Raw genomic sequence first — 14,693 nt, forward strand, 5'->3', positions numbered from 1 at the left:
AATCACTGTTGTAGGTATTTTCTTTTATGGAGCTTACGCAGGAGTTGGTTCTTCAATGTAATGCGACTGGAAGAGGAAAGTAATTAGAATTACAAAAGACTTGATTTTTGCTTAATCATTGATTGATTCTGAACTCCGTCTTCAAAAATCTACATAAAAACCGCCTATCTCAAAAAGATGGGCGGTTTTGTTGTTCATAACATAGGTAACTGGTGAGAAAACTAAGTAACCAATTACCCAGAGCTTAATTAAGCAATATCTTCGCGTTCAATGTATGAAAATAAAAACGCGAAAATTACTGCTGGTAAAACTAAGCCAGTAAAGGGAACAAGAATAGAAGGTAAAAAGGAAGAGTAAGCCAAGATAGTAGGCAAAAATGAACTAGACATGATGATAAAGTCCTGTAAAGTCTTACTACAATTCAAATTGAGCTTACTGCAAAATCTTACCTAATTTGCTAAATTCTTAAGATTTTTAACACAGCTTCATCAGAAACCCCCACTCACAATCCCCACCTTATGAGTACATTGAAGGTCGGGACTTCCGCATTCCATTAAATTCCTAGCAGTTCATCTAGTTGTATAGTTGGTAAATCAGGGGGAATAACTGTCCTGATGATAGTAACTTTGTTACTTTCCTGTTGGGTAGTCTGATTGAGAGCGATCGCCGCTAAACGGATTTCTAAGCAGCCAAAGGGAATTTTTAAGGAAATTGCCGTTTCTCCTCCGCCCCAGGCGTTAGAACGCAAATCTGGCAGGATATGGGGACCATCTAGTAAACTACGAGTTTGATAATCTTCAACCCATAACTTCACGGCCACCGAAGATGAGACTTTCGGTAATTCTACCCGCACTGTTACAGATGTACCCGCAACAAGCTCACCCTCTGGTACAAACAATTGAGGAGTTGGTAAAGAATCAATGATTACAGGAGAGGAATCAACTGCGACTTGATCCTCTAGCGGGAGAGAATCATTGTGATTTTCTCGAACCTCACTACCTAGACTCTCAGAATCTACTTCTACAGGAATATCATCTATAACTATTTCTTCAGACAACCATACAGGCTGAGTTGCGATCGGATTCAGTAAATTGACTATTTCTGGTTCATTAATTTCTAAAGGAATTTCCTCAAAAGTCTGATTTTCTGGAGTTGCTATTTCCCCATCTAAATTTAATAATTGCTCAATATCTACAGATTCAGTTTCCTCTTCATCATCAGGATCTGGAGATGCTTCCGAGTTGGCTTCAGTCAAAGAACCTCCTTGACTTTGCATCCATTGTTGTAGGAGGGGGGAATGGTTCTGAGTATCAGCTACATCTAATTCTAATTCTTCACTTTTGAAAACTAGAGCAGATTCCTCAACTTCAACTACATCTAATTCTTCATTCTTGACACCTTCCCCGACAATCTCTGCTATTAATTCTGCATAAGAGATTTCGGTTTCATCCATGACAGACTTATTAATTTCTTGACTATCATCTTTTTCTATGGAAGGAACTGCGGTTGGTAACTGTGAAGATTTTTCTGAAGTTTCTAAGTCTCCAATAATTAATTGATTGTTAACTATTTCTTCCTTGGGAGACTTAACTCTTAATCGTCTTAAATACGGAAAAGTAGAATTTATTGGTTTAATTACCAACTTTTTCAAATCTATGGGCGGAATTATCTGTGCTTTTTCTTCAGTAGTAATTTCTGATGTGGGATTGTGAGGTAAAGTCGGTAATTCTGGTGAAAAACCTTCCCCATCTACTAGGGGTTTAATTCGGGGGGGTAAAGGTTGATTTGCAGAAGGCTTGAAAATGTGAAACTGTGCTAGGTTGGGAGTTTTGGCTAAATTGAAAAGTTCTAATCCCACATTTGCAGAGGGCTTTGGTTTAGTTGAAAGGTTATTTTCTGGTGGAAAGTCTAGAGGATCTGATGGGGAAGTTTGCTGTGCTAATAATTCAGTGACATTGGCTGTGATTGTAAAAGTATGGCTGGCTAAAAGAATCACTTTACTAACATCGGCTAATGCACCATATAAGTTAATATCAGCCAGAATTAATTTAGATTCGCATTTAGAAGGAATATCAATGAGGCTACTAAAATTAAAAGGTAAGGATTGATTTGTTAATGACTGTTGTAGGCGATTAAGAATACGTGATTCTAGAGGCGATCGCAATGCAATTTCTAGTCTGAGTTGACAAATTCCACCAGTTGCAAATCTTTCATCTTCTAGATTTTCTATCTCATTTACTTCTACATAGCCATGAATGATAAAATTTTCTCCCCAATTAGCAACATAAGTATCTTGATCTAAAGTCAGATTTAGTGGTAAAGGTGGAGGTAGTGTAGGCGCATTCTCAATAGTTTCCTCCTCTAGTAAGGATTCATCTTGAGGTAAGGCTAAATCTAATAAATTTTGTAAAATCTGCTCTGTTGTTTCGCCTTTAAACCAGACTGGAGTAGAGTGACTCATCACTAAACTTACTCCCGTATCTGCTTCTAAATCGGATTCATTAGCTAGTTGCGGTGGAGACTCGATACCAGTTTCTTGGGGTAATACTTGAATGTTTAGGGTATGTTGCCAGGATTTACCTAGCATATCTGACATCACATCTCCAGAACACCGTAATTCCCAAATTCCTGGTTTAAAGTAGGTAAAAGGAATTACGGCCATCAGCCCTTCTGCATTCGTGCGCCGCGATCGCTTGAGAATACGTCGTTTAGGTGGAGTCTCTAAGGTTGAGGTATGAATTACCCGTACTTCTACATCAATATTACTTAAGTAAGATCGAGCTAAAACCCGGTACTTACCCGCCAAAATTTTGAGAGTGGGAGATTCTAGAGTCCGCCAAGTGCGATCGCCCTGCTTCTGTATCAGAAATTGCCAGTTTTCCATTCTAAGTAAAGCCTAAACCGAAGTCTATTAATATTTTTTATAACGTAAATGCTGATCACCTTTCGGCAGGAGAGTGTCAATAACTTGCTTATCAGTTTAACTATTCACCGTAAGTCCCCCACTGAATTTGGTACTCATAATCAGTGGCGGGATATAAGGCGGGAAAAACCGAAATCGTTCTCAACTAATACAAGACGTAAGCCTTGTAAGGGAGAAGAACATTTGAGGGTTTTTCCAAATATTATCTATTATACTGATGAAGAATCCCCAAAATTTCGTGATAAAATTGTAGCATCTTGACCACCAATGCCGTAAGCGAAAACCAAGCTGATAGGTAAGTGTGAAGAGAGAACCCTTCGGCTTCGCTCAGGGTAAAAGATTTGGGTCTTGGGAATCAGGACTCCTGCCCTTGGAGGGAATGTCAGACCAATAGAACTACGAAGTTCTGGAGGCTATTCCCGATGAATTGGGAAGCCCACACTCTACCTTCGGTACAGTGTGTGGTAATTCACCATCCCCACCTCATGAGTACATTGAAGGTGGAGACTTCCGGGTTCAGTTAAATTTTATTTTTGTTTTTTGATGGGGTAGGAGAGTGATCATCCCCAAGTTGGCTGGAAATTAGGCAAGATCATAGCGATTTTGATAATAAGCCACTATTTGCTTGAACATTTCCCGGCTTTCCCCGTTAGCGTTTGATTGCCACGAAACCCATAAACCAGAAATTTGACTTTGATGATAATCAAACTCTAAAGATGTTTGGGATATTAATCCCACTTCTACCCCTATTACCTGCTGGAGATGAGCCGCTATTTCCCTATAAACAGCCAAAGGTAAACCAGGAAATTCTATTCGCTCCTGTGCTTCCATCTCTATGAAGCTCCCACCAAGTTTTCCTGTGGTTTTACGACTGAAATAGCATTACCTACAGAAGCTGTAGTTGATGGTTTAGATTCTTGAGTTGGTTGTTCTCCTACTTGTTTAGCAACTTCAATCCCGTACTGTTCAAAAATTACAATGGGATTGTCACCTTTATTCATTTCAATCCGTTTTACTAGCACACCATTAACCAGTCTTTGTCCAGGTTTTACATACCTACTAGTAGGCTCATCTGGTACTTTGATAATTGCTTGGGGTACTGTACCAACTAAAACTACACCACTGACAACCACTGCTCTAGCCGTTTCCGGTTGTGGTATTGGTGGTACTACTGGTTTGAGTTGCATAGGAGCAACAACCCCTGATAAAACCTTGGGTATAAGTATTTGTGGTTTAGGCTTTTGGGGTACTTGTGCTGCCCCTGCTGGTGATTTTGGCGCAGTAGTCGGCGCTTTATTCGGTGTCGGCGTATTTCCTGGGATTTGTCTTGTGTTAGGTGATGTAGGTAAAGGTGGTAATTTAGGAACTTCTATCTGGTTACCTCTCCGAACAGTATTAGTTCCTATTGATGGCACAATTTGTCCAAAAGGATCTGTCCGTCCTTTTTGTACTATAGCCAATCTTTCTGTACTGTTAGTAGGTGGAGTCAAGTTACCAGCCTGAGCCGTAGGGGCGGTAGGTACACTAGAAATAACAGGATTTTGAAAAGGTTGTGCCTGTGTTTGGGGATTTGCGGACGGCTGGGCAATTGGCTGGGGACTAGCTGTATTAGTAGCGGTAGGGGTGTCTTCACCTATCGTACATCCAGCGATCGCCAAGGTTGTTAAAATAGCTGCGGCTGTAATATGTAAATTTTTATCCATTAGCTGCTCTCAAAAGCTATAGGAAAGCTTGTTTATAGAACTCAAGAAGTTAAAATGCAACTCCCTTCAGTGGGAATACGGACTCAACCAAATCGGTTAAGTTCTGAGGTTGCTTAATTAATTGTACTCAATTTTAGACCTATTGGTATTTATATATATCACAAGTCTGAATTTATTCCCATAGGGTTCTGATTTTTCTGAGTTCTGCCTGCACATCTATAGCAATCTGCCATGATTCATTGAAGAGTTTTGCATATTCACTAGTACCGCAGTGCGGAATTAAAAATTAAATTCTGAATCAGAAAAGAGTAAACCTAAAGATATCTAAAATAAATTCCAGTTATGGAAGAAACTCCTGTTAATTTATAAATAATTGGTTAAGCTACAAAGATTTTCACATCAAAAAACCAAGTTAACCAGGTAATTTATTGCCGATGTCTTCGGACAGCATAGCTATTCACCATTTACGTTTCAGGGGTTGTGGCAATGGATATTGTGACGCTGTTAATTGTTTGGTTAGTCACGGCTCTTAGCTTGTGGATTATTAGTAAATTACCTTTGGGAGTTGAAATTGATACTCCACAAAAGGCAATTTTTTCCGCCGCAGTTTTAGGTATTATTACAGCATTAGTTAAGCCAATTCTCAAAGTGTTGTTTGTCATACCAGATTTAGCCACCTTTAACTTATTATCTGGTATCTTCACTTTCATGATTGCTGTTGCTTGTTTTAGTATTGCTGCTTGGTTGGTAGATGGTTTTCGCTTGCGTTACGGTATTTGGAGTGCTGTTTTAGGTGCTTTTGCACTCACTATTGTCAATAACATTATCTACAAATTACTAGGTGTGTAATTGGTGATTGGTGATTGGTGATTGGTAATTGGTAATTACTTCCTGTCACCTATCACCTATCACCTTTACAAATTATTCATTCGGACTGGATGGTGCTGCGGTCGTGCTGGCTTGCTGTTGACGCTGATCGCGTTTTTTCCGATCTGCTGACAATATATCCGCCATGACTATGAGTGCTTGCGCCATTTTTTCTAGATTAGAACTGTAGAGTTCTAAATCTTTGATGAGTTTGTCATCTGAGAGATGCAAACCATTAGCGATCGCTTTTAATGTTTCAGTCCGTTGTTTCTCATCTTTGACAAGTTCTGGATCTGACTGTACCAATAATGCAAATAAACCAACACCAAATAAACGACTATATTTAAAGTTGGAATTTGCGGCGATCGCCTCTAGTTGCCTTTGCAAATCAGCATCTTGATCTAAGGAAGTCGCTTGACTCAAGCCAGCAATCAAATCTTTACTGGGTAGACTAACCGCTAAAGCTTGCAATCTTGAAGCATCTTGTCGGTAGCGGTGGGGATCTTGTTCCACAGCCTGACAAATTGCTTGAAAAATTGACTCTTGATCCCGTTCTGGTTGATAGCCTTCCATAAAGCGGTCAAAAGTTGTGACAACGCCCAAGGCATAAATCGCATCGTAGCTAAAATCAACATTGACTGATAGCAGATGCATTTCTACCATTAATTCTTCAACTACCCGGCGGTAAATAGTGTTAATCGGCCTGGTATGAAGGGTGTAGAAGGTTCTTTTTGTATCAGATACTGTACGGACGTTATTCACAAAGAAAATATTTAAGAGAGACGTATTCTTGTTTTCTAGTATGAACCAATAAGACCTAATTCGTGACGGTCAGATCAAAAAGGAGTTTAAAAATCCTATTGACTAGCTAAACTCCGAGGTGGAGTCTGTAAAACTTGTTCTTCAGTATCAAAGATTTCAAAGACTGTATCCATCATTGTGACTTCAAACACCAGCTTGGCTTCTGGATGAACATTACAAATGCGAAAACTGCCCTGAACCTTATCAGCATCACGCATTCCAGCTACTAAGGAAGTTAGTCCAGAACTATCAATAAAATTTACTTGGCCAAGGTTAACAACAACATGAGGACTGTGTTTAGAAATACATTCCTGGAGCTTTAGACGAAATTGCCAAGCAGTAGTAATATCTAAGCGACCCACAGGTGTCAATACCATAACGGTATGACCGTCTTCAGTTGTAAAGGTTTGCTGATCTATATTAATCACTGAACCAATACTTTTTGCTAATATTTGCTAATCAAAAAACTCACAAAGTGAGTAAGTATCAACCAATTCACCAAGGATGATACTTGAATCTTAGTGTAGCTTACTGTAATGGTGTTTAGCGCGAATAACTGACTACTGAGTAAAAAAAAGAAATAATGGATTGGATACGGTAATTAACCAATACCAAACTCATTAGCAAAGTCGGTGGACGTGATATAACCAAAATGCGTGGAGAAAAGTAAATAGGGCTGAAACCCTTTTTCCCCCTGTTCCCTGCTCCCTTGCCCCTGCTCCCTTGCCTATTGTTGGGTTAGTTTCCAGTTTATCCAATCTTGAGGCTTGAGGAAAGTTTCATACAACTCAGCTTCAGGAGAATTAGGTTCTGGTTGGTAGCCATATTCCCAACGCACTAGAGGTGGTAAAGACATGAGAATTGATTCTGTGCGTCCATTAGTTTGGAGTCCAAAAATTGTGCCTCGGTCATAAACCAAGTTGAACTCTACATATCTACCACGACGGTATAATTGGAAATTACGTTGGCGATCGCCATATTCAATGCCATGCCGACGTTCTACAATTGGTGCATAAGCTGGTAAGAATGCTGCACCACAGTCTTGAACCAAAGCAAATATATCTTCCCAAGTGCGGGGCGGTAATTTGTCTATCTGATTACTATACATAGCCGCGTCCCCATTGGGATCTGGACCGCGATAGATAGAACCTTGACCATCTTGATAATCTAAAAATAAACCACCAATTCCTCGTGTTTCACCGCGATGTTTCAGATAAAAATATTCATCACACCAACGCTTAAACACAGGATAATATTCAGGATGGTGTTGATCACAAGCTTGTTTTAAAGTTTCATGAAAATGTTTAGCATCTTCAGCAAAGGGATAATAAGGTGTTAAATCCGCACCACCACCAAACCACCAAACAGGACCAGCTTCAAAATAGCGATAATTTAAATGGACTGTAGGCACATAAGGATTTCGTGGGTGCAACACCAAAGAAGTACCCGTTGCATAAAAGCCATGTCCTTCAGCTTCTGGACGCTGGGCTAAAATTGAAGGGGGTAAATGAGAACCCCAAACTTCCGAAAAATTTACACCTGCTTGTTCAAATATTGCACCATCACGCAGTACACGCGATCGTCCACCACCCCCTTCTGGACGCTGCCAGCTATCTTCTTGAAACTTCCCCAAACCATCTAATTTTTCTAAACCTTGGGTAATTTCATGCTGCAAGTTTTGCATAAACTGACTAACTCTAGCCTGAGCATTGACACCCGGTAGAAAATTAGCTGATTCCTTTGTGATAGTGGGGGTTTGCGAGTTGGTTAACATAAATTCCCGAACCTAAAATTACAATTTCCAAACAATTACAAATTTTTGGTGTCAAAATTTGTCAGCAACGAAGGACGTGGGCATCTTCTGGTTCACAGACGTAAATTATTCCAGATATTCAGGTTGTGACCAACACAGTTCCTTTCAACTTGCTGCTAACTGCACTTACTCGATTATCGCCAGTATTTGTGATCTAAAAATGTTAACAATTATTTAGTCTTTAGTCACATCTTCCTCATCAACACCTTTGAGCGTCGCTACTGAACCAGTTTACAGGCAAATACCATTGCTCCAGAAGTCTTCAAATCTCTATGGCAAAGGGAACTACTCTAAACCACAGATATCATTTGATTACTCTTGCAAGCCCAGTCCATTTAGGGCTGGGTTACTGACAATCCACAGACTTGTTTTCACCGTCATAGAAATAATCTTATTATAGGAATGCTCGATCAGTGGAAAACTCAGTCTCTTTAGGGCTTAGATGTAAGTTTCATAGTTATTAAACAGAATTATAGAGAACAAGACAATGCAAAGTTGGTTATCTAAATTCATCTACCACAAACGTCGGCGATTTTGTGCATCTCTAGTGCGAACGTATCGGGAGATTAGTTCTGCTTCTGTAGATGAACTGTGGCACAAAGTGGTTGACTTAACAGATGTTTCTTGGCATCCTCTCCTCAAAAGTACCAACGTTCCTTATGGATTAGTCCCCAAACCCGGATTAATTTTTCAAGCAGTGACAAGGTTTTGGCCAATTCCCATTCAGATTTTTGTAGAACGAGTTAATCCCAAACAGGTGCTAACTATCCGCGTTTTAACAATACCTGGGATTGAAGAAAGAGTAACATACCAAGTAGAATCAACCGTTTGTGGATCTTACTTGTCTTATTCTGTAACTTTACGTGGTTGGTTATCACCCCTAATGTGGTCTTTGTCTCGTCCTTATGTAGATCGGGTAGCTAGGGCGCTGATAGAATCCGTAGAAAATCCAGCATTAGCCAAGAAAAAATCTCTACATGGTAGTTGCTTTGATTTTTAGATTGTTGTCCGTAAATTTCTGACTAAGGATCATGGATTTAATAATGTGTCAAACTTTGTTTGAGGTTTCTTGTCCTACACCAAAACAATAACCGAGAATTACAGGTTATTTAATCCATGATCCTAAGTAGGTGAACAGAAAAATTTAAAGGTATGTGAAGAAAAGTAAAATCGCCCAAAACTCTCTTCCTGTTCCCTGTTCCCTGCGATGCACTGAGCTTGTCGATAGCGTAGCGTGGCGTAAGCCATAGTGTTCCCTTGCCCCAATGACAACCGACAACTAAGAATTGCCCTAATAAAGTTAAGATTCTAGTATGTGTCAATGAAAAATTTTTAAGCTGTTATATAAGCGGCAACGGTAAACGCATTATGTATGATGTCCTAGATTCCCACTCAGTCCTAGAAGTGTTGCGGCCAGTAGAAGATCCAGAACTTCGTAAAAGTCTGGTAGAACTAAACATGATTCGCAACGTCAAAATTGACGGTGGTAAGGTTAGTTTCACTTTGGTTCTAACCACTCCCGCTTGTCCCTTACGGGAATTTATTGTTGAAGATTGTCAAAAAGCTGTTAAAAAGCTCCCTGGTGTGACAGATGTCAGCATAGAAGTCACAGCCGAAACACCCCAGCAAAAAAGCTTACCAGACCGCAATGGCGTGCCTGGGGTAAAAAATATTATTGCTGTTTCTAGCGGTAAGGGTGGTGTTGGTAAAAGTACAGTGGCTGTAAATATTGCCGTTGCATTAGCACAAACCGGGGCAAAAGTCGGTTTGTTAGATGCAGATATTTACGGACCAAATGATCCTACGATGTTGGGTTTAACTGATGCCGCCATTAATGTCCGTTCAACAGCAGCAGGAGACATCCTCGAACCTGCCTTTAATCATGGTGTGAAGCTGGTTTCCATGGGTTTTTTGATTGACAAGGATCAGCCAGTCATTTGGCGCGGTCCGATGCTCAATGGCGTGATTCGTCAGTTTCTCTATCAAGTGGAATGGGGAGAACTGGATTATTTAATTGTGGATATGCCTCCAGGAACTGGAGATGCTCAGTTAACTTTAACCCAAGCTGTACCAATGGCAGGAGTAGTCATTGTCACGACACCACAAACTGTAGCTTTGTTAGATTCCCGCAAGGGGTTGCGGATGTTCCAGCAGTTAAATGTCCCAGTTTTGGGAATTGTGGAAAATATGAGCTATTTTATCCCCCCAGATCAACCAGATAAGCAATATGACATTTTTGGTTCTGGTGGTGGTTCAAAGACAGCCGCAGAATTAGGAGTACCTTTGTTAGGATGTGTACCTTTAGAGATTTCTACTAGAATTGGCGGTGATAGTGGTGTACCGATAGTGATTGGTGAACCCAACTCAGCCGCAGCTAAAGCACTCAAGGCGATCGCCCTCACGGTAGCAGGTAAAGTATCAGTTGCTGCTTTGACATAAGTAAAGGCAAGAGATAATTGTCAATTGTCAATTGTCAATTGTTAATTCACCGCTCTCCTCCTCGCACAATGTTGTTAAAACGTTCATTCCCTAAAATTCGTTGGCAATCTTGGCTGAAGCCCTGGCAACAAATGGATGGGCTGCTATTTGTTCTAGTTTTTGGTCTGAGTATGTTCGGTGGGCTGATGATTCTGAGTACAGAACTAAAGCAGCCTGTAACTGACTGGTGGTGGCACTGGCTAACAGCGATTATTGGCTCAATAATCGCCTTATTTTTAGCTCGTTGCCGCTACGAAAACCTCATGCAGTGGCATTGGTTCACTTATGCGCTGACAAACTTTAGTTTAATAATTGTCATGATCGCCGGTACTAGTGCCAAAGGCGCACAGCGTTGGATTAGTATTGCCGGTTTTAATGTCCAACCTTCAGAATTTGCCAAAATAGGATTAATCATCACCTTAGCTGCTTTATTGCATAGGCGGACAGCCTCAACATTGGAAAGTGTTTTCCGTGTCTTGGCAATTACGGCTGTACCTTGGGGATTAGTATTTTTACAGCCAGATTTGGCAACATCACTGGTCTTTGGGGCAATCTTTTTAGGAATGTTGTATTGGGCAAATGCCAACCCTGGCTGGTTAATACTCATGATTTCGCCTGTAATTGCAGCAATCCTATTTAGTATATCTTGGCCATTATCAGCACCAATAGTTTTATCCAAAGAAATATCTTTAAGTATATTGGGTTTACTATGGGCAACAGCAATGGGGATAGTCGGTTGGTTTTGTCTACCCTGGAAGCGGTTTGGTGTTGCTGCTATTGCTTCATTCTGTCTTAATATGCTAGGTGGCGAATTAGGTATTTTTGCCTGGAATAATGTATTAAGGGAATATCAAAAAAACAGGCTCAGTGTATTTATTAACCCGGAGCATGATCCCCTTGGTGCTGGTTATCACTTGATTCAATCTCGCATTGCTATTGGTGCTGGTGAAATTTGGGGCTGGGGTTTGTTTAAAGGACCGATGACTCAATTGAATTTTGTGCCTGAACAGCATACAGACTTTATTTTTTCAGCCGTTGCTGAAGAATTTGGTCTTGTCGGTTGTTTAATTTTACTATCTGTCTTTTGCTTAGTTTGCTTCCGCTTACTTCATGTAGCTCAAACCGCCAAAGATAACTTTGGTTCACTGTTAGCTATTGGTGTTTTGTCCATGATCATATTTCAACTTATTGTTAATATTGGGATGACTCTTGGTTTAGCACCTGTGGCAGGAATTCCCCTACCGTGGATGAGTTATGGGCGTTCAGCGATGCTAACTAATTTTATTGCGATCGGAATAGTAGAATCTGTAGCTAATTATCGGCAACGCCAAAAGTATTATTAGAGAACAGGTGACAGGTGACAGGTGACAGGTGACAGGTGACAGGTGACAGGTGACAGGTGACAGGTGACAGGTGACAGGTGACAGGTGACAGGTGACAGGTGACAGGTGACAGAAAATGCAGGGAGCAGGGGAAAGAATTTCCTAATGACAACTGACAACTGACAACTGACCAATCACCAATCCCTGTTCCCTGCCATAAGCATTAAGCTAGTAGATAGGAAACCAATAAGGGTAAATATGATGATCTTGCCTGGAGCAACTGTTCGTGTCAAAAATCCCGCTGATACATATTATCGGTCTGAAGGACTTGTACAAAGAGTTAGTGATGGTAAAGTAGCTGTACTGTTTGAAGGTGGTAATTGGGATAAAATCATTACTTTCCGTCTGACAGAGTTAGAAGCCGTAGAAACTACAGTCCAGAAAAAAGGGAAATAATCATTTAGTTATTCGTGAAAAAGTAGAGACGTTCCATGGAACGTCTCTACAAAGTTTTTGAAAAACGCATATTTAAGTTCTACTAGATGTCTATTAACTAATAATGGTGAATAATGTTTATTAATTCTTAATTCTTAATTCTTAATTGTTTATGCGTCTACCTTTACCACAGTTTGCTACTGGCGATCGCCATCCCCAACACCTTGCAGAGGTAATCGAAACTACAACAACGGAATTTTTGGCTCAGTGTTTAGAACCAGAAGATTTGAGTTTTCCGCCCATGCCACCTTTTGGAAGTTGGGTTTGCGCGGCGGATGAGGAATCGGGGAATCAAGTTTATGCTGTGGTCTATTATGCCACAACTATGCCTATTGATTCTGTACATCGGGCTGTTGCTTTGGGGTTATCTTTAGAAGCTTTGCGTGAGGAACAACCCCAGATATTTGCGATGCTAAAAACTGAATTCCGAGCGGCGATTGTGGGATTTCAAGAAAAATCTTTGAATATAAGTGATAACGGTAGAATTCATCAATATTTACCCCCCCGTCCTCCACAAATTCACCAAGCAGTTTATCACTGTCAAACAGAAGCTATAATCCAGTTTACGGAACAATTTGATTTTTTGCGGACATTACTTTTTATTAATGGTGCGCCAGTAGATTCTTTGGCCGCAGCAGTTATTCGTGGTGTATATCAGTTACGTAAAAATGACAGAGAATGGTTAATTAGAGCAGGACGACATTTAAGTATATTATTAAAGGATGATTATGACCGTCTACGTTTTATTTTGAGTCAAATTCACCCTTATTAAGGTAAGTTGAAAAGCCAAAAACCTATTTGGAGTGATTGTGATTAGAGATAACTGGAATTTTGATAATAAACTCAGAGCCTTCTCCAGGTGTAGATATACAATAAAACTGACCACCGTGTTTTTCCACTATAATTTGATAGCTGATTGATAATCCTAATCCTGTTCCTTTGCCTACAGGCTTGGTAGTAAAAAATGGATCAAATAATCGCTTTTGGATATGCTCTGGTATGCCTGAACCATTATCAGCAATACTAATAATAACATGATTGTCATTTGTGAGTTTTGTGCGAATCCGAATTTGAAGATTTTTGCGCGTTTTAAGAATTAAATTATCACTTTCAGAAAGCGCATCAATAGCATTAGCAAGAATATTCATAAATACTTGATTTAGTTGTCCTGCATAGCACTCTATTAAAGGTAATCTTTCATATTCTTTAATTATTTCAATTTCTAATTGATTAGGTTTAGCTTTCAAGCTATGTTGAAGAATTATTAATGTGTTCTCTATCCCTTCATGAATATCAACGGATTTAATTTCTGCTTGATCCAGTCTAGAAAAGTTACGTAATGATAGGACAATTTCATTGATTCTTGTTGCCCCAACTTGCATAGAAGATAATAGTTTGGGCAAATCTTCCTTGATAAATTCTATCTCAATTCCTTGTTCTTTTGCTTGTGATACTACATCAGTATAGGATTTCTTTTGTTGATAACATTCTATGACATAAAGTATATCTTTAACATATTCAATAGCATAATTGAGATTTCCATAAATAAAATTCATAGGATTATTAATTTCATGGGCAATACCAGCTACTAATTGCCCCAAAGCAATCATTTTATCGTTTTGTAATAAGCGACTATAGTTATGTTGAAGATCACGAAAATCGGCTTTGGCTATTCTAGCTTTTTCTTTTTCTTTTTGTAGGCGATGTATTGTTAAAATATGAATTTGAGAATTGGCTAAAAGTAACTGATGAAAATCTAGTAATCCATACTGATAAGATTGATCGGTAATCACAATTGTTTCATAGACTTGTTTGTGCGATCGCCCTAAAGCTATTTGAGTTGCTTCCACAATTGGTGTATCCTCTGGCAAAACAAGTGCTTTTGGTTGTAGAAAATTATAAAAATATTCAATAGGCCGCCCTGCAAATAGTCCTAAACCATAGGGACGACTCATTTGCTCAAAAAAAAGCCTACGGGAAATCATGCCTGCATATTTTTGATTTTTAGTCAAGATAATGCCTGGTAATAAAGGTTCTGCTTCAAAAAGTTTGGCTAGTTCATTACCTGGATGATCTATCTCTATTTGAATTGTCCAAACTGGTAATTCCTGTAAAGTTGACTCTAGCTTGAGATTTGGCAGATCCACATCTTTAATGCTCTGTATAGCCAGCATCTTTCCATCCTTAACCTGAATTTAATATTGGTTTACGTCTTTCGCATTATTGCTGAAACAGAAATTGGTCATGTCAAATCACTAGTCAAATTGATCAGGCGTGATAGTTTTAGTATT

The 14,693-nt window shown here is 39.6% G+C and carries 15 protein-coding genes; 7 read left to right on the forward strand and 8 right to left on the reverse strand.

Going from position 1 to position 14,693, the window contains the following annotated elements:
- Position 1 precedes the first annotated feature (1 nt).
- Positions 2 to 61 carry a photosystem II reaction center protein J gene (locus FJR38_RS29295; protein WP_371418181.1) on the forward strand — a complete coding sequence of 20 codons (60 nt, stop codon included), beginning with the start codon at positions 2 to 4 and terminating at the stop codon, positions 59 to 61.
- A 187-nt stretch (positions 62 to 248) separates the two neighbouring features.
- Here the strand turns inward: FJR38_RS29295 and psaI are convergent, their stop codons facing one another.
- The 4 genes from psaI to FJR38_RS08910 form a co-directional block, all read right to left on the reverse strand.
- The gene (gene psaI, locus FJR38_RS08895) at positions 249 to 389 is read right to left on the reverse strand and encodes a photosystem I reaction center subunit VIII (RefSeq protein WP_168497752.1); all 141 of its coding nucleotides are present in this window, start codon (positions 387 to 389) and stop codon (positions 249 to 251) included.
- Positions 390 to 553: 164 nt separating this feature from the next.
- A complete protein-coding gene (locus FJR38_RS08900) occupies positions 554 to 2,884 on the reverse strand; it encodes a hypothetical protein (protein ID WP_168536570.1) in 2,331 nt (776 codons plus the stop codon).
- A 621-nt stretch (positions 2,885 to 3,505) separates the two neighbouring features.
- On the reverse strand, positions 3,506 to 3,754 hold the full coding sequence (locus FJR38_RS08905) for a hypothetical protein (protein WP_168497756.1): 249 nt from the start codon (positions 3,752 to 3,754) through the stop codon (positions 3,506 to 3,508).
- A 2-nt stretch (positions 3,755 to 3,756) separates the two neighbouring features.
- The gene (locus FJR38_RS08910) at positions 3,757 to 4,626 is read right to left on the reverse strand and encodes a hypothetical protein (RefSeq protein ID WP_168536572.1); all 870 of its coding nucleotides are present in this window, start codon (positions 4,624 to 4,626) and stop codon (positions 3,757 to 3,759) included.
- A gap of 486 nt (positions 4,627 to 5,112) precedes the next feature.
- On the opposite strand from FJR38_RS08910, the gene FJR38_RS08915 reads away from it, so the two are divergent.
- Positions 5,113 to 5,475 (forward strand): phage holin family protein, encoded by a 363-nt coding sequence (locus FJR38_RS08915; RefSeq protein ID WP_168497772.1) that lies wholly within the window; start codon positions 5,113 to 5,115, stop codon positions 5,473 to 5,475.
- Between the two features lie 72 nt (positions 5,476 to 5,547).
- Here the strand turns inward: FJR38_RS08915 and psb29 are convergent, their stop codons facing one another.
- The 3 genes from psb29 to hemF form a co-directional block, all read right to left on the reverse strand.
- Positions 5,548 to 6,255, reverse strand: a complete 708-nt coding sequence (gene psb29, locus FJR38_RS08920) for a photosystem II biogenesis protein Psp29 (protein ID WP_168536574.1) — start codon at positions 6,253 to 6,255, stop codon at positions 5,548 to 5,550.
- Positions 6,256 to 6,350: 95 nt separating this feature from the next.
- Positions 6,351 to 6,722 (reverse strand): STAS domain-containing protein, encoded by a 372-nt coding sequence (locus tag FJR38_RS08925; protein ID WP_168497762.1) that lies wholly within the window; start codon positions 6,720 to 6,722, stop codon positions 6,351 to 6,353.
- A 299-nt stretch (positions 6,723 to 7,021) separates the two neighbouring features.
- Positions 7,022 to 8,068 (reverse strand): oxygen-dependent coproporphyrinogen oxidase, encoded by a 1,047-nt coding sequence (hemF, locus tag FJR38_RS08930; RefSeq protein WP_168497764.1) that lies wholly within the window; start codon positions 8,066 to 8,068, stop codon positions 7,022 to 7,024.
- Positions 8,069 to 8,594: 526 nt separating this feature from the next.
- Here hemF and FJR38_RS08935 point away from each other — a divergent pair.
- From FJR38_RS08935 to FJR38_RS08955, 5 genes are all read left to right on the forward strand, one after another.
- Positions 8,595 to 9,107 carry an SRPBCC family protein gene (locus tag FJR38_RS08935; RefSeq protein WP_168536576.1) on the forward strand — a complete coding sequence of 171 codons (513 nt, stop codon included), beginning with the start codon at positions 8,595 to 8,597 and terminating at the stop codon, positions 9,105 to 9,107.
- Positions 9,108 to 9,475: 368 nt separating this feature from the next.
- Entirely contained in the window at positions 9,476 to 10,546 is a 1,071-nt protein-coding gene (locus FJR38_RS08940; RefSeq protein WP_168498400.1) for an Mrp/NBP35 family ATP-binding protein, read from the forward strand.
- A gap of 68 nt (positions 10,547 to 10,614) precedes the next feature.
- Positions 10,615 to 11,928 carry a rod shape-determining protein RodA gene (rodA, locus tag FJR38_RS08945; protein WP_168498419.1) on the forward strand — a complete coding sequence of 438 codons (1,314 nt, stop codon included), beginning with the start codon at positions 10,615 to 10,617 and terminating at the stop codon, positions 11,926 to 11,928.
- Positions 11,929 to 12,168: 240 nt separating this feature from the next.
- Complete coding sequence (locus FJR38_RS08950; RefSeq protein ID WP_168498417.1) at positions 12,169 to 12,363, forward strand: NAD(P)H dehydrogenase subunit NdhS; 195 nt, start codon at positions 12,169 to 12,171, stop codon at positions 12,361 to 12,363.
- Positions 12,364 to 12,514: 151 nt separating this feature from the next.
- A complete protein-coding gene (locus FJR38_RS08955; protein ID WP_168536578.1) occupies positions 12,515 to 13,174 on the forward strand; it encodes an HAS-barrel domain-containing protein in 660 nt (219 codons plus the stop codon).
- 22 nt (positions 13,175 to 13,196) lie between these two features.
- Here FJR38_RS08955 and FJR38_RS08960 read toward each other — a convergent pair whose 3' ends face one another.
- Positions 13,197 to 14,576, reverse strand: a complete 1,380-nt coding sequence (locus FJR38_RS08960; RefSeq protein WP_174763564.1) for a sensor histidine kinase — start codon at positions 14,574 to 14,576, stop codon at positions 13,197 to 13,199.
- Positions 14,577 to 14,693 lie beyond the last annotated feature (117 nt).

This window comes from Anabaena sp. UHCC 0253 (genome assembly GCF_009712085.1).
Lineage (GTDB): Bacteria > Cyanobacteriota > Cyanobacteriia > Cyanobacteriales > Nostocaceae > Dolichospermum.

Bases quoted from the DNA above. Each gene is read 5' to 3' on its own strand.
- FJR38_RS08935 (WP_168536576.1), top strand. From the start codon at position 8,595: ATGCAAAGTTGGTTATCTAAATTCATCTACCACAAACGTCGGCGATTT.
- FJR38_RS08960 (WP_174763564.1), bottom strand. From the start codon at position 14,576: ATGCTGGCTATACAGAGCATTAAAGATGTGGATCTGCCAAATCTCAAG.
- FJR38_RS08950 (WP_168498417.1), top strand. From the start codon at position 12,169: ATGATCTTGCCTGGAGCAACTGTTCGTGTCAAAAATCCCGCTGATACA.
- hemF (WP_168497764.1), bottom strand. From the start codon at position 8,068: ATGTTAACCAACTCGCAAACCCCCACTATCACAAAGGAATCAGCTAAT.
- FJR38_RS08940 (WP_168498400.1), top strand. From the start codon at position 9,476: ATGTATGATGTCCTAGATTCCCACTCAGTCCTAGAAGTGTTGCGGCCA.
- rodA (WP_168498419.1), top strand. From the start codon at position 10,615: ATGTTGTTAAAACGTTCATTCCCTAAAATTCGTTGGCAATCTTGGCTG.
- FJR38_RS08905 (WP_168497756.1), bottom strand. From the start codon at position 3,754: ATGGAAGCACAGGAGCGAATAGAATTTCCTGGTTTACCTTTGGCTGTT.
- FJR38_RS08955 (WP_168536578.1), top strand. From the start codon at position 12,515: ATGCGTCTACCTTTACCACAGTTTGCTACTGGCGATCGCCATCCCCAA.
- FJR38_RS08910 (WP_168536572.1), bottom strand. From the start codon at position 4,626: ATGGATAAAAATTTACATATTACAGCCGCAGCTATTTTAACAACCTTG.
- FJR38_RS08915 (WP_168497772.1), top strand. From the start codon at position 5,113: ATGGATATTGTGACGCTGTTAATTGTTTGGTTAGTCACGGCTCTTAGC.
- FJR38_RS08900 (WP_168536570.1), bottom strand. From the start codon at position 2,884: ATGGAAAACTGGCAATTTCTGATACAGAAGCAGGGCGATCGCACTTGG.
- psaI (WP_168497752.1), bottom strand. From the start codon at position 389: ATGTCTAGTTCATTTTTGCCTACTATCTTGGCTTACTCTTCCTTTTTA.